At 63.9% G+C, this 15,021-nt stretch carries 14 protein-coding genes and 1 pseudogene; all 15 read left to right on the forward strand.

All coding sequences use genetic code 11. From position 1 onward, the window contains the following. Nucleotides 1-200, forward strand: a pseudogene (locus tag TR61_RS20150) (hypothetical protein); the annotation flags it as partial. Beyond that, the gene (locus TR61_RS09095) at nucleotides 200-1,723 is read left to right on the forward strand and encodes a malonate--CoA ligase (protein WP_050929668.1); all 1,524 of its coding nucleotides are present in this window, start codon (nucleotides 200-202) and stop codon (nucleotides 1,721-1,723) included. The pseudogene TR61_RS20150 and the gene TR61_RS09095, both read left to right, overlap by 1 nt. Before the next feature lie 260 nt (nucleotides 1,724-1,983). Beyond that, nucleotides 1,984-3,075 carry an Acg family FMN-binding oxidoreductase gene (locus TR61_RS09100; RefSeq protein ID WP_050929669.1) on the forward strand — a complete coding sequence of 364 codons (1,092 nt, stop codon included), beginning with the start codon at nucleotides 1,984-1,986 and terminating at the stop codon, nucleotides 3,073-3,075. Nucleotides 3,076-3,232: 157 nt separating this feature from the next. Next, a complete protein-coding gene (locus tag TR61_RS09105; protein ID WP_050929670.1) occupies nucleotides 3,233-4,132 on the forward strand; it encodes a LysR family transcriptional regulator in 900 nt (299 codons plus the stop codon). A gap of 86 nt (nucleotides 4,133-4,218) precedes the next feature. Continuing rightward, nucleotides 4,219-5,034, forward strand: coding sequence for a putative hydro-lyase (locus TR61_RS09110; protein ID WP_050929671.1), 816 nt, complete (start codon nucleotides 4,219-4,221; stop codon nucleotides 5,032-5,034). Nucleotides 5,035-5,066: 32 nt separating this feature from the next. Continuing rightward, nucleotides 5,067-6,101, forward strand: a complete 1,035-nt coding sequence (locus tag TR61_RS09115) for a TRAP transporter substrate-binding protein (RefSeq protein WP_050929672.1) — start codon at nucleotides 5,067-5,069, stop codon at nucleotides 6,099-6,101. Nucleotides 6,102-6,209: 108 nt separating this feature from the next. After that, the gene (locus TR61_RS09120; RefSeq protein ID WP_050929673.1) at nucleotides 6,210-6,761 is read left to right on the forward strand and encodes a TRAP transporter small permease subunit; all 552 of its coding nucleotides are present in this window, start codon (nucleotides 6,210-6,212) and stop codon (nucleotides 6,759-6,761) included. Then, complete coding sequence (locus TR61_RS09125) at nucleotides 6,758-8,044, forward strand: TRAP transporter large permease (protein ID WP_050929674.1); 1,287 nt, start codon at nucleotides 6,758-6,760, stop codon at nucleotides 8,042-8,044. The genes TR61_RS09120 and TR61_RS09125 overlap by 4 nt, the downstream gene beginning before the upstream one ends. Nucleotides 8,045-8,050: 6 nt before the next feature. Then, complete coding sequence (locus TR61_RS09130) at nucleotides 8,051-8,704, forward strand: DUF2848 domain-containing protein (RefSeq protein WP_050929675.1); 654 nt, start codon at nucleotides 8,051-8,053, stop codon at nucleotides 8,702-8,704. 13 nt (nucleotides 8,705-8,717) lie between these two features. Continuing rightward, on the forward strand, nucleotides 8,718-9,461 hold the full coding sequence (locus TR61_RS09135) for a 5-oxoprolinase subunit B family protein (RefSeq protein WP_050929676.1): 744 nt from the start codon (nucleotides 8,718-8,720) through the stop codon (nucleotides 9,459-9,461). After that, nucleotides 9,458-10,483 carry a 5-oxoprolinase subunit C family protein gene (locus tag TR61_RS09140; protein ID WP_050929677.1) on the forward strand — a complete coding sequence of 342 codons (1,026 nt, stop codon included), beginning with the start codon at nucleotides 9,458-9,460 and terminating at the stop codon, nucleotides 10,481-10,483. Before TR61_RS09135 ends, TR61_RS09140 begins: the two co-directional genes overlap by 4 nt. Nucleotides 10,484-10,525: 42 nt before the next feature. Continuing rightward, on the forward strand, nucleotides 10,526-12,100 hold the full coding sequence (locus TR61_RS09145; RefSeq protein ID WP_245626855.1) for a fumarate hydratase: 1,575 nt from the start codon (nucleotides 10,526-10,528) through the stop codon (nucleotides 12,098-12,100). A gap of 103 nt (nucleotides 12,101-12,203) precedes the next feature. Further along, the gene (locus TR61_RS09150; protein ID WP_050929679.1) at nucleotides 12,204-13,190 is read left to right on the forward strand and encodes a TRAP transporter substrate-binding protein; all 987 of its coding nucleotides are present in this window, start codon (nucleotides 12,204-12,206) and stop codon (nucleotides 13,188-13,190) included. A 61-nt stretch (nucleotides 13,191-13,251) separates the two neighbouring features. Beyond that, nucleotides 13,252-13,749 (forward strand): TRAP transporter small permease, encoded by a 498-nt coding sequence (locus tag TR61_RS09155; protein ID WP_050929680.1) that lies wholly within the window; start codon nucleotides 13,252-13,254, stop codon nucleotides 13,747-13,749. Next, entirely contained in the window at nucleotides 13,746-15,020 is a 1,275-nt protein-coding gene (locus TR61_RS09160) for a TRAP transporter large permease (protein WP_050929681.1), read from the forward strand. The genes TR61_RS09155 and TR61_RS09160 overlap by 4 nt, the downstream gene beginning before the upstream one ends. Nucleotide 15,021: the final 1 nt, after the last annotated feature.

Below are 15,021 nucleotides of genomic sequence, written 5' to 3' on the forward strand. Positions count from 1 at the left end.
CAATCAGATCGGGCTGCTCAGATATCTCGGACAAGGGCGAACGCCAGTCTCATGGCACGATGGTCAACTATCTCTACGACCTTGGAAAAGTCTCCGAAAACCACGAACAATTCGCCAGCTCTCACAGGGTTGCGCAATCGCCGGAAATCCGGTCTCTCTCTGCCAACGCAGCGAAACTCATCCCAGACGAGGCGCATTGATGTCCAACCCTCTCTACGATCAGCTCTTCGGCGTCCATGCCGGGAAAACAACACCATTCCTGCAACTGGAAGATGGCCAGGTGATCACCCATTCCCAGTTCCTGACCACGGCGGCGCAGCTGGCCCATGTGCTTGTTCAGGCCGGGCTTCAGCCCGGTGACCGGCTGGCGGTGCAGGTACACAAATCAGCCCACGCGCTTGCCCTTTATGCAGCCTGCGTTCAGGCGGGTATCGTCTTCCTGCCACTCAACACGGCCTATACAACGGATGAGCTGACCTATTTCATCGAAAACAGCGGCGCGGGCTGCGTGGTCTGTGATGCCGCCAGCAAAGCCAGCCTGACACCGGTGGCAACCGGTCTGGGCGCGCGGCTTGAAACCCTGAATGCCGACGGGACCGGATCGCTGACCGATCTGGCCACGGCGATGCCATCGGACTTCCCGACCGTGTCGCGCGCGCCGGATGATCTGGCCGCCTTCCTCTATACGTCCGGCACGACCGGACGCTCGAAGGGCGCGATGCTGACACAGGCCAACCTTCTGTCCAACGCGCTGACGCTTCGCGATTACTGGCGGTTCACCGCGCAGGACGTGCTTTTGCACGCCTTGCCGATCTTCCACACCCACGGGCTGTTCGTGGCGACCAACATCTCGCTCGCAGCGGGAAGTTCGATGATCTTCCTGCCGAAATTCGACCTCGACCAGGTGATCCGCCTGCTGCCTCAGGCGACAACGATGATGGGCGTGCCCACCTTCTATACGCGCCTTCTGGACGATCCGCGCTTCACCAGGGAACTGGTCGCGCATATGCGGCTTTTCGTGTCGGGAAGCGCCCCGCTTCTTGCCGATACCCATGTTCAGTTCGAAACACGCACCGGTCACCGCATCCTCGAGCGTTACGGCATGACCGAAACGAACATGAACACGTCCAACCCCTATGACGGGGAACGGCGCGCAGGAACGGTTGGCTTTCCCCTGCCCGGCGTCGAATTGAAAATCACCGACCCCGCAAACGGAGAGACCCTGCCACCAGGCGACGTGGGGCAGATCGAGGTGCGCGGACCGAACGTTTTCAAGGGCTATTGGCAGATGCCGGAAAAAACCGCGGCCGAACTGCGCGAAGACGGGTTCTTCATCACGGGCGATCTCGGCAGGGTCGACGAGGATGGCTATGTCCACATTGTCGGCCGCAACAAGGATCTCATCATTTCCGGCGGCTACAACATCTATCCCAAGGAAATCGAACTTGTGCTGGATGAACAGCCCGGTGTGCTGGAAAGCGCCGTGATCGGCGTGCCGCATGCAGACTTCGGAGAAACAGTTCTGGGGCTGATCGTGCCAGAACCCGGCGCGCAACCGGATATCGACCAGATCTCCGAAGCCGCGCGCGCATCCCTCGCGCGGTTCAAGCATCCAAGGAAACTGATCGTGGTGGACGAACTGCCCCGAAACACGATGGGTAAGGTGCAGAAAAACCTGCTGCGCGAAAGCTATGCGGGGCTGTTTGCTCCGGCAGAGAACTGAACGCAGACCGATCGGGGCGGCACCATCGCCGGATGGCCGCTGCCCCGACAGATCAAGTCGCCGAACGCCGCGCGCCAAGGGCGGAAATCCCGCCCGTATGTTGATCCAGAACATTCCTTCAATCGCGATAATGCGAAAGACTGCCCCCAACGAAAGGCTGTGCGTGCTTTCCGGTGATTCGTAGGCCCTGCGCATTGCAGGGGGCCGAACATCCGGACACAGCTTTCAGGCCGTCTGGTTTTTGTTTGAGGGTAATCATCATGGCGCATATCACGAAACGGGCTTTCATTGCCGCCGGCGTCTCAGTCGCCGCGCTCGGAGCGGTCGGCTATGGTCTGTGGCCGCGCATGGACGGGTATCGGGACGAGGTTGAACGACAAAGGCGCCTCCTTGGCAGCGATCCTGACCTGCGGGAACTGGTTCGCATGGCTACGCTGGCGCCCAACGGGCACAACACGCAGCCCTGGACATTCCGGCTGGCCGAAGACAGCCTCAATATCCTGCCGGATTTCACCCGGCGCACCCAGGTCGTGGACCCCGACGACCATCACATCTACGTCAGCCTCGGATGCGCCGCGGAAAACCTCGCGACAGCCGCCGCCGCCCATGGCCGCGCCGCCGATATCACCATCCGGACCGATCAGGCGGCGCAGATCGACGTCGCCTTTTCACCAACGCGCGTTCAGGACGGGCCGTTTTACCAGGCGATACCGCTGCGACAATCCACGCGGTCGGTCTATGACGGGCAACCCGTGTCGGCCGAGGACCTCAGGCTGCTCGAAACGGCGGCGCGGGAGGATGGCGTCAACCTTCTGATGTTCACCGCACGCTCTGATCTGGATGCCATTCTTGATTTCGTGATCGCCGGCAACACGGCGCAGGTCAACGACCCGGCCTTTGTGCAGGAATTGCAGGACTGGATCCGGTTCAGCCCCGCCCGCGCGCTCGAGACCGGCGACGGCCTGTTCTCGGCCTGCTCGGGTAACCCGGTATCTCCGGAGTTCATCGGCTCGCGCCTTTTCCGCTCCGTCTTCAAAACAGAATCCGAAAACAGGAAATACACCGACCATGTGAAGTCCTCGGCCGGGATCGCCGTTTTCGTCGGCGACAGCGACACGCCCGAAAACTGGATCAAGGTCGGCCGCAGCTTCGAACGCTTCGCCCTGCAGGCCACGGCACTTGGCATCCGCAACGCCCATCTCAACATGCCGGTCGAGGTCCTGTCGGTGCGCCCCGATTTCGCCGACTGGCTGGGCGTGCCGGGAATGCGCCCAAACCTTGTGATCCGCTTCGGCCGCGCGCCCGCATTGCCCATGTCGCTCAGGCGGCCGGTCGAGGCCGTTCTGGTGTGAAGAGAACCGCATTCGGTTGGGACGCTGGGGCCCGCGCTGATGCCCTCACGGGCGCAGCCTTTGGCGCGATCGCGCGGCTGCGTCTTTTCGGCACTTGGGCGTCTGACCGCGTGCATAGGGTCTGTGCAAATTCAGGCAGACATGCAACCAATCCCCCATGACCAGAATGAACATCGAACAGCTTCGGACATTTCTTGCGGTGGTGCGGTATGGCGGCGTCCGCAAGGCGGCGCTGGCGTTGCATCTGACCCAACCTGCCGTGACCGCCCGGATCAAGAACCTTGAAGAGACGCTGGCCTGCGAACTTTTCGAACGGCGCGCGGGCGGAATGCGCCTGACAAAGCGCGGCGAACTTCTTCTGGCCCATGCCGAAAAATTCGAACAGCTGACCGAGCTTGTGGAACGCGACGTGGTGGATCCGAAAGGCGTGGAAGGACGGTTGCGCCTTGGGGTGTCGGAGACCATCGCCCAGTGCTGGCTGCCGGATCTGGTGTCGCGTCTGCACGCGCTCTATCCCCGGCTTGAGATCGAATTCAACGTCGATATCTCGACCAATCTCCGCGCCGGGCTGATGGACCGGGAAATCGACCTGGCGATCCTGTTGGGCCCGATTTCCGAGCATACGGTCAACAATATCGCGCTGCCGGGGTTCGAACTGGCCTGGTACGCGGCGGCATCGCGCAACGATCTTGCAACGACACCCGATCTGACCCGCCCCGTGCTGACCTATGCGCGCAACACCCGCCCCTATCGCGAGTTGAAAGAGATGCTGTTCGAACGCGTCGGACCGGATGTGTCGCTGTTTCCCTCCTCGTCCCTGTCGGCCTGTTTCCGGCTGGTCGAGGCCGATCTGGGCCTTGCCGTGCTGCCCCGCGCGCTGGGTCAGGAACATGTGGCAGCGGGCCGCATCGCCGAGTTCGATCCGGGCTGGGTGCCCTCGCCGCTGCAGTTCACCGCGTCCTATCTGGGCGAACCGAAAAGCCATCTTGTGGAAACGGCAGCAAAAACCGCGCTGGAGGTCGCGACGGCCTATCAGTCTGACCTGTCCCGCCGATAAAAATTTCTGATCACTTCAGAGAAAAACTTTCGATTTGATCCTATAGCCCAAACTTGTGACCCTCTGAACAACGCAGGGGGACAGCATTGACCGAATCCTATGAAACACTGAAAGCGCGCCCGCTTTCCGACCAAAGGGCCGCCATTCGTGCGGGTGATTACGGCTCGCATACCGCTGGTCTGGGCCAGGGCTGTCTGCAAGCCAATATCGTGATCATGCCCGAGGCTTACGCGCTGGATTTCATGCGCTATTGCCAGCGCAACCCCAAGCCCTGCCCGCTGACCGGCGTGTCCGATACCGGCAATCCGATGATGATGACCATGGGCCGCGATATCGACATCCGCACCGATGTGCCCGCCTATAACATCTATCGCGATGGTAAGCTGGCGGGGTCGGCATCGGACATCCTTGATCTCTGGCAGGATGACATGGTGGCCTTTGCCCTTGGGTGCTCATTCACCTTCGAACAGGCGCTGCTGCGCGCCGGAATACCCGTCTGGCATATCGAAAACGACAAGACCGTGCCCATGTTCCGCTCGAATATCGACACGGTGCCGGCAGGCCCGTTTTCGGGCAAGATGGTCGTGTCGATGCGCGCCGTGCCCGAAGACCGGATCGACGAGGTCGTCCGGATCTCGCGCCGCTTCCCGCTGGCCCATGGCGCGCCGGTCCATTGGGGCGATCCGGCCGATATCGGCATCACCGATCCTGCCGCGCCGGACTGGGGCGATCCCGCGCCGATTGGTCCCGGCGAAGTGCCGGTTTTCTGGGCCTGCGGCGTCACCCCGCAAGTGGCCATCGAAGCGGCCCGCCTGCCGATTTGCATTACCCACAAACCCGGTCACATGCTCATCACCGACGTGGCCGAGGACGCCGAAGTCCCGATCCTGCACTTTACCTGAAACACACCCCAACACCCAACAAGGAGACCCAAATGAAACGCATTGCATCCGTCCTGGCCATGACCACAGCGCTGGCTGGCCCCGCCCTGGCCGAAGACCTGTCCGTCGTGGGCAGCTGGTCCGGCCTGCCGCTTCACAAGCAATACGAAGCCCCCTTCTGGGGCGAGACCCTGCCCGCCGCGTCCGGCGGCGCCATCAATGTCAGCCTGACCACGCATAACCAGATGAACCTGGGCGTGGGCGACGTGTTCCGCCTGCTGGGCGACGGCGTCTATGACGTGGCCATGACCGTTGCCGATTACGCCGTGGCCGACGCGCCGGAACTGGAAGGGCTGGACGTGCCGCTTCTGGCGCTGACCGCGGACGAGGCGCGCGCCATGGTCGATGCCGCCCGCCCGATGGTGGCCGATATCTACAAGGACCGCTTCAACAGCCATGTCCTGGCCATCGCGCCCTATCCGCCGCAGGTCGTCTTCTGCAATGCCGAGATCAACAGCCTGGATGACCTCAAAGGCCTGAAAGTGCGCGCCTCGGGCCGGATGACGGCGAAGTTCCTCGAAGCGCTGGGGGCCGAAGGCGTGAATGTCAGCTTCTCGGAAGTGCCGGGCGCGCTGCAGAAAGGCGTTGTGGATTGCGCCGTCACCGGCGCCGGCTCGGGCTATTCCGCGGGCTGGTGGGAAGTGTCGACCCATCTTCTGCCAATCCCGCTGGGCGGCTGGGACAGCGTTGTGACCGCCATCAACATGGACAAGTGGAACAGCCTTGATGCCGACACCCAGAAACTGATCAGCGATCAGGTCGCCGCCGAATTCGAAGCCCCCGCATGGGACAGCGCACAGGACGCGCTGGTCAATGACATCGCCTGCCTGACCGGCAATGGCGACTGCCCTGCGGGCGAGGCGCGTGGCATGACGCTGGTCGAAGTGTCGGACGCCGATTTCGCCCGGGCACGCGACGTGCTGGTCGGAGAGGTGCTGCCCGACTGGGCCGAGCGCGCAGGCGGTGACTGGGCCGAACGCTGGAACGAGTCGGTCGGCGCCACGGTCGGTGTGACCATCGCGAACTAAACTGTCGGGATGGGTGCGCCGCGCCCATCCACCCTCGCCCGCCCGTGCGGGCATTCACCCGAAGTCAGATCCGTTTTCCATGCCACAGGACGGATATAGGGGGCCCTTATGGAAGAGATCCTTCTGGACAAACTTCGCAGCTGGAACAGGCGCATTGCGATCCTGACAGGGATAGTTCTTCTGATCTGTGCCGCCGTGGTCCTTCTGGACATCGTCCTCAGGCGGCTGGGCACATCCTTTGGCGGCACGGACGAGATTTCGGGCTATGTCATGGCCATCGCCACCTCCTGGGGCATGGCCTATACGCTGCTGGAACTGGGCCATGTGCGCATCGACATCCTGCGTACCCGCACCGGTCAGCTGGGCCGCGCGCTATTCGATCTGTTTGCCATGATCATGCTGGCCGGAACGGTCACGCTGATCGCGTTCAAGTGCTGGCCGGTTCTGGCCCGGTCGCTGGCCAATTCGTCCCGAGCCAACACACCGCTTGAAACGCCGCTTGCGCTGGTACAGGCGCCCTGGTTCGCCGGATGGGTCTGGTTCGCCATCGTATCCTGGCTGACGCTTTTCGCCGCGCTGATGCTGGTGCTGAAGGGCCGGTTCGACCAATCCGAAGCCGCCATCGGCTGCTTTGGCGAAGAAGAGGCGGCACTGAAATGATCGGTCCAATTACCATTGGCCTTTTGGGTCTTCTCGCGCTCTCGATCCCGGTGGGGATCGTTCTGTTCCTGCTGGGCTTCGGCATTGATGCCTTTTTCAGCCCCTTTCCCCTGATCCGGGGTCTGGGCAACCAGGTCTGGTCGACCTCGAACAACGCCACGCTGATCGCCATTCCGTTCTTTGTGCTGCTGGGCGAAATCCTCGTGCGTTCGGGCATCGCCACGCGCACCTACGCAGCCCTTGACCGCTGGGTCAGCTGGCTGCCCGGGGGGCTGGTTCATGCCAATGTGGCCACAGCGACCATGTTCTCGGCCACCTCCGGATCCTCGGTCGCCACCGCCGCGACCGTGGCCACCGTGGCGATGCCGCAGGCCGAAAAGCTGGGCTATGACCCGAAGCTGTTTTCCGGGGCCATCGCCGCGGGCGGCACGCTGGGCATCATGATCCCGCCGTCGATCAACCTGATCGTCTATGGGTTCCTGACCCAAACCTCTATCCCGCAGCTTTTCCTGGCCGGGCTGGTGCCCGGTCTGGCGCTGGCGCTTGGGTTCATGGCAATCACCATCCTGATCTGCATGATCCGCCCGTCGCTGGGTGGCACACGGCGCGTCTTTCCGTTCGCCGAAATGCTCAGGGCGCTGTTGCAACTCATCCCCATCGTGCTTCTGTTCACCATCATCATCGGCACGATCTACAAAGGCTGGGCCACCCCGACCGAGGCCGCCGCCGTCGGCGTCGCGGGTGCTGTCCTGATCGCCGGGTTCTTCGGTGGCATCAGCCTGCAGATGTTCACCGACAGCATTCTGGGCACGATCAAGATCACATCGATGATCATGCTGGTGGTCATCGGCGCGTCGTTCCTGAATTTCACGCTGGCCTCGGCCGGGCTGGGGCGCGAGCTGGAAGCCTTCCTCGGCAGCCTGGGCCTGTCGCCGCTGGGTACGATCCTTGTTGTGGTTCTGATCTATATCGTGCTGGGCTTTTTCATCGAAACCCTGTCGCTGATGGTCGTCACCATCCCGATCATCGTCCCGCTTGTGGTGGCGCAGGGCTTTGACCCGATCTGGTTCGGCATCCTGATGATCGTCCTGATCGAAATGGCACTGATCACCCCGCCCGTGGGGCTGAACCTTTACGTCGTGCAGGGCGCGCGCAAATCCGGCAAGATGAGCGAGGTGATGCTGGGCAGCATCCCATATGTCATCGCCATGCTGATCATGGCCGGTCTGCTGATCGCCTTCCCGGGCATCGCGCTTTATCTGCCTTCGGTCCTAAGCGGGTAAGACCTCATGCTGTTCAAACTCGACACATCCGAAATCGACATCCGGATCGACGATCTGATCGTCGCGGGCTGGACCGGGCGCGACCCCCATGCCGTTCAGCACCATATCGACGAACTGGCCGCCATCGGCGTGGCCCCGCCCAGCCAGGTGCCGCTTTACTATCGCGTGTCGGCATCCCTTCTTATGCAGTCGCCACAGATCGACGTGCTGGGCCCATCCACCTCGGGCGAGGTCGAGCCGCTTCTGATCCAGTCAGACGGCGTGCTATTTCTGGGCCTGGGCTCGGATCACACGGATCGGGAGCTTGAAGCGGTCTCGGTCGCCGCCTCCAAACAGGCCTGCCCGAAACCGGTCGCGCAAGCGCTTTGGCGCTTCGACGAGGTCGCGGCCCATCTCGATGACCTGACCCTGCGCTGCGAGATCGAGGAAGACGGCGCATGGATAACCTATCAGGATGGGCCCCTTGCCGGGATCCGGCCACTGCGCGACCTGGCGCAAGGCGCGGGCTTATCCGACGGTCAGGCCATGCTGTGCGGCACCCTTGGCGCCATTGGCGGCGTGCGTCCCGCGCAATCCTACCGGATGCGCCTGTCCGACCCGAAACTGGGCCGCTCCCTGTCGCTGGATTACCGGGCGCGCCCGCTTCCCGTGATATCCTGACCCGCACGGCCCCATGTCTGACCCCGCAACAGCCACCTGGCCCCAGATCCGCACCGCAGGCTATGACGGCTTCCTCGTCAGCTTCGGCGACAGGCTGAGCGAACCCGCTAACCGCGCCGCGCTCGCGTTCCGTGACGCCATCGAAAAGGCGGGCTGGGACGGGGTCGAGGAAAGCTCGACCTCGCTGGTGTCGGCCTATCTGCGCTTTGACCCGCTGCATCGCGATCACGCGACCATGCGCGCGGGGCTCGAGGCGCTTTTGCAAGACCGCGACTGGTTTGCCGCCGACCTGCCGGGCGGCCGCCGGTTGTGGCGCGTGCCCACCGTCTTTGGCGGCGACGCCGCGCCCCAGCTTGACGAAGCGGCCCGTGCCGCCGGGCTAAGCGCGGCGGACGCCATCGCCTCAATCACCTCCAACCCGGTGCGCGTCCAGACCATCGGCTTTGCCCCCGGCATGCCGTATCTGGGCGAATTGCCGCCCGCCTGGGATATCCCCCGCCAGACCACGCTGACCGGACAGGTGCCCGCAGGCGGGCTCTGCGTGGCGATCCGCCAGCTTGTTCTGTTTCCCGTCGCCACCCCCACGGGCTGGCGTCATATCGGCCAGACGGCCGTCCGGCTGTTCCGACCGGACGCGGCCGAGCCCTTCCTGCTGCGCCCCGGCGACGAAGTACTGTTTCAACCTGTCGAGACGGACGCGCTTTCTTCCCTGCAAAGCGACCCCGATGGCGGCGCAACCTGCGAAGTCATCGGATGACCCGCGCCCTGATCATCCACCGCGCCGGGCCGGGCGTCACCGTGCAGGACATGGGCCGCCCCGGATTTCTGGCCTTCGGCCTGTCGCGCGGCGGGGCGGCTGACCGTCTGGCCCTGTCCGAGGGGGCGGCCCTTCTGGGGCAGGACGCGGGCTGCGCGGCGCTGGAAATGGCCGGCATGGGCGGCGAATTCGAAGCGACCGAGGACATGCGCATCGCCCTGACCGGAGCGCCCATGCAGGCCAGCATCGACGGCACCCGCATCGCCTGGAACGCCAGCCACCTTCTGCCGCAGGGCGCGCGGCTGAGCATCGGCGCGACGCTGGCCGGGGTTTACGGCTATCTGCATCTGGGCGGCGGGATCGAAACGCCGCCGATCCTCGGGGCGCACAGCGCGCATCTGGCGGCGGGCCTCTCGGCACCGGTCAAAACCGGTGAGCGCCTGAATGTGGGCGAGGACGCACGAACCGACACCGGCTTCACCCTGCCCGCCGAAGACCGCTGCGGCGGCGGAACCGTCCGCATCGTGGCAAGCCTGCAAACCGAATTCTTCGCACCGTCAGAACGCACGCGGTTTCAGACAACCACCTTCCGCCGCGACGCGCGCGGCAACCGGATGGGCGTGCGCCTTGAACCCGAGGGCGACGGGTTTCACAGCGAAGCCGGTCTCAGCGTTCTGTCCGAAGTCATCGTGCCCGGCGACATCCAGATCACCGGCGACGGCACGCCTTTCGTACTGCTCAGCGAATGCCAGACAACAGGCGGCTATCCCCGGATCGGATCGGTCCTGCCCGTGGACCTGCCCCGCGTGGTCCAGGCCCGCCCCGGCGAAGAGCTTAGGTTCACCTTCGTGACGCTGGACGACGCCGTCCAGATCGAAGCCCGCGCCCGCGATGACAGGCAGGGGCTGCGCTCGAAACGCGTGCCCCTGATCCGCGACCCGGCGACCATCCCGGACCTGCTGTCTTACCAGCTGATCAGCGGTGTGACGGCTGGCCAGGACAGCGACGCGACAGAGGCCTGAGCGCCCCTTCCGACGAAAGCCTGCCCTGCGACGAAGCCGCTGTTGCTGGCCACCAACTTTGCAGCGATGATGCCGTCCAACACGATATCCGCAGCCTGGAAGACACGTGACATGACCCTGATCCGCGAAGATGACCTGATCGCCTCGATCGCCGAGGCGCTGCAATACATCTCCTATTTCCACCCCACCGATTTCATCCAGGCCATGAGCGCCGCCTGGCAGCGCGAGGAAAACCCCGGCGCGAAACAGGCAATGGCGCAGATCCTGGTCAACAGCCGCATGTGCGCCATCGGCCGCCGCCCGATCTGCCAGGACACGGGCGCGGCCAATATCCATATCCGCTATGGGGTTGAGGCAAAGACCGATTTCAAACGCTCCCTGCAAGAGATCTGCGACGAAGGCACCCGGCAGGGATATCTGCGCGACACCAACCCGTTGCGCGCCTCGGTCGTGGTGGACCCGTTCGGCGACAGGAAAAACTCGGGCGACAACACGCCCTGCATGCTGACCGTCGAAATGGTCGCGGGCGACAAGATCGAGGTCGAAGTCGCAGCCAAGGGCGGCGGGTCCGAGAACAAGGCGAAGTTCACCACGCTGAACCCGTCCGGTTCGATCGCCGATTGGGTGGTCGACACGGTCGAAACCCTGGGCGCGGGCTGGTGCCCGCCGGGCATCCTTGGCATCGGCGTGGGCGGCAATGCCGACAAGGCCATGGCGCTGGCCAAGGCCGCGCTGTCCGATCCCATCGACCTGCATGATCTGCAGCGGCGCGGGCCATCCAACCGCACCGAGGAACTCCGCCTTGAGATCGCCGAACGCGTCAACGCCCTTGGCATCGGCGCGCAGGGGCTTGGCGGCGTGACCACCGTGCTTGACGTCAAGATCCGGTCCTTCCCGACCCACGCCGCGTCCCTGCCCGTGGGGCTGATCCCCAATTGCGCGGCCACGCGGCATGTGCATTTCACGCTGGATGGCTCCGGCCCGGCCGAATTCACCCCGCCCGACCTGTCGCTCTGGCCCGAGATCCTGCTGGATGCCGCCAGCGCGCATGCCCGCCGGCTTGACCTCGACAACCTCACGGATGAGGTGCTTGCCACGCTGGAGCCGGGCCAGACGCTGCTTCTGTCGGGCACGCTTTATACCGGCCGCGACGCCGCCCATAAGCGGATGATCGACCTTCTGGACAAGGGCGAACCGCTGCCCGTCGACCTGAATGGCCGCGCGATCTATTACGTCGGTCCCGTGGACGCCGTGGGGGACGAGGCGATCGGCCCCGCAGGCCCCACCACCTCCACGCGGATGGACAAGTTCACCGACCGCATTCTGGCCGATACCGGCCTGAAACTGATGATCGGCAAGGCCGAACGCGGCCCCGTCGCGCTTGAGGCCATCGCCAAGCACAAGGCGGCCTATCTGATCGCCGTGGGCGGTGCGGCCTATCTTGTCTCCAAGGCCATCAAGGCCGCGAAGCCGGTGGCCTTCCAGGACCTGGGGATGGAGGCGATCTATGAACTGCAGGTCGAAGACATGCCCGTCACCGTCGCCGTCGATACCCAAGGCAACTCGATCCACAAGACAGGCCCCGCCGCCTGGAAACGCACGCCGGTCCTCGCCTGATCGGCAGCTGGCGCTGGGGTCGGTGCGCAGCCGGTAAAAAAACCCGTTGCCAGCCTACGCAAGCTGGGTACAGTCTCCCGCAATCAAAACGGGAGGAGAAAACATGTTCAAACAGGTTCTGTGCACAACCGCCGTTCTTGCGGCGCTTGCCACATCCGCAACGGCGGCAGAAAAGATGCGCATTTCGCTGCAGCTGCCGCTGACCAGCCACCTGGGTGAAAACCTGGTGCTGTTCGAAAAGGAAGTGGAAGAACGCACCGGCGGCGCCATCGACGTCGAGATCTATGACAGCGCCACGCTCTATCGCGACAAGGAAGTACCCGCCGCGGTGGGTTCCGGTTCGATCGAAGCCGGTGTCGCCTCGCTCACCCGCTATGTGGGCGATGCGCCGGTGGTCGATGTCTTCTATATGCCCTTCCTCTTCAACACCGAAGAAAAGGTCCGCGCCGCCGTTGCCGAAGGTTCGGTCGTGCGCAGCGTGATCGAGGAAGAGGTCGCCAAGACCGGCGGCCAGATCCTGTTCTGGCAGGCCTATGGCGGCGCGATCATGCTGTCCAAGGGCGGCCCGATCCGCACCCCCGCCGATCTGGAGGGCAAGAAGGTCCGCGTCTTTGGCAAGACACTGGGCGATTTCGTGAGCGCCGCTGGCGGCGCGCCGACGCTGATTTCGGGTTCGGAACAATACCTCGCCTATCAGCGCGGCACGGTTGACGTGGGCATGACCGGCGTCTCTGGCGTGAAATCGCGCAAGCTGTGGGAGGTGATGGATACCATCACCGTGACCAACCATGCCGACATCGAATTCGTCGTGGTGGTCAACACCGACTGGTGGAACGGCCTGTCGCCGGAAATCCAGGGCCATATCCGCGATGCCGCCGCCGTGGCGCAGGACGATGTGCGCGACCGCATGGCGCAGATCGAAGCCGATGCTTACGCCGCCGCCAAGGAAAACGGCATGACCATCGTGGAACTGACCGACGAGGATCTGGCCGCATGGAAAGCCGTCGCGCAGCCCGTTTATGACGCCTATCTCGAAGCGACGGGCGACGCGGGCAAACGCATCCTCGATTCCGTCTCCGGCGGGTCCTGATCCCTTTTCCATCCAATGAAGGAGCCTGGGCGGTCCCCGTGACCGCCCATGTTGATCCGGCATGCAGATCATCACGCGTATCTCCCTGGCAGCAGGGCTTTTCGGCGCCTGCCTGATGGCGGCCACGGGCGCGATGCTGACCTATGAGGTCGTCGCGCGCTATTTCTTCATCAAGCCCACGATTTGGGCGGCCGAGCTGTCGCAGCTCTGCCTGATCTGGGGCTGTCTTCTGGCCATGGCGCAGGTGCTGACGTTGCGCCGGCACATCACCGTGAACGCGCTGACCGCCCTGATGCCCACCGGGTTGCAACGGCTTTGCGCGGCGCTGGCGCTGATCTTCGTGATCGTCTTTTCCGCCATCGTGACCTTCTGGGGGGCCGAGATTTTCTGGGACAGCTTCCAGCGCGGCCGCACCACCGGATCGCTTCTGAACCTGCCCATCTGGATCACCGAACTGTCGATCCCCGTGGGCTTTGCCCTTCTGGCCGTGCAATCCGTGGTCGAGCTGCTGCGCCTGCCCGCCGCGACCGATCCCGGATTGGGGAGCACCCACGAATGACCATCATCGTAATTCTCGGCACGCTCTTCGTGCTGCTTCTGCTGGGCGTGCCCGTGGCCTTTGCCCTGGGCGGTCTGGGTCTGGGTATGCTGATTGCGGGGGACTTTTCCCCGCTCATGGCGCCGCAGGCCATCCTGTCGACGCTGGATGGGTTCATCCTTCTGGCGGTGCCGCTGTTCCTGCTGATGTCGAACGTGCTGCTGAAAGGCGGCGTCGGGCGCGACCTTTTCGCCGCGGTGCAGGCCTGGGTCGGGCACTGGCCCGGCGGGCTTGCCGTGGCCACCATCATCAGCTGCGCGCTCTTCGCGGCCATCTCGGGCTCATCGGTGGCCACCGCCGCCACCATCGGCACCGTGGCAATCCCCGAAATGATCTCGCGCGGGTATGAACGCCGCTTCGTTTATGGTCTGCTGGCCGCGGGCGGCACGCTGGGGATCCTGATCCCGCCCTCGATCCCGATGATCGTCTACGGCTTTGTCACCGAACAATCGGTCATCGCGCTGTTCCTTGCGGGCATTGGTCCGGGCCTTCTTCTGGTCTTTCTGTTCGTGATCTTCGCGATGGTGCATGCGCGGTTTTCCTCGGGCTATACCCAGATGGAAAAAGCCACCTGGTCCGAACGCTGGAGCGCCACCTGGCGCGCCACCCCGTCGGTCGCGCTGGCGCTTCTGGTGGTGCTGGGCCTCTATTCCGGGGCCTTCACCCCGACCGAGGCCGCCGCCATCGGCTTTGCCGCAGCCCTTCTGATCACCGCCTTCTGGCTGCGCACCCTGACATGGGAAGCGCTTTGGTCCGCGATCCGCGATTCCGCGATCACCACCGCCGCGATCCTGCTGATCGTCGCGGGGGCCAAGGTCTTCGGCAAGGCCATCGCGCTCTACCGCATCCCGCAGGATATCTCGGCCTTCATCGCGGCCAATATCGACGGGCCGATCATGTTCCTGCTGGTTGTCTCGATCGTGCTGCTGCTGATGGGGCTGGTGTTCGAGGCGCTCTCGATGATCCTGATCATGACGCCGGTGCTTCTGCCTGCGGCCATGGGGCTGGGCTTTGATCCGATCTGGTTCGGCATCTACATGGTGATCATGGTCGAATGCGCCCTGATCACGCCGCCGGTGGGTCTGAACCTCTACGTGATCCAGTCGGTGGCGCGGGCCACGCTGGCGGATGTGTCGCGCGGTGTCATGCCCTTCCTTGTGATGATGCTGATTTCGGTCGTGGTGCTTTACATGATCCCCGACCTTGCCCTTTACATCCCGTTCAAGTGGTGAC

The organism is Aestuariivita boseongensis (assembly GCF_001262635.1).
Lineage (GTDB): Bacteria > Pseudomonadota > Alphaproteobacteria > Rhodobacterales > Rhodobacteraceae > Aestuariivita > Aestuariivita boseongensis.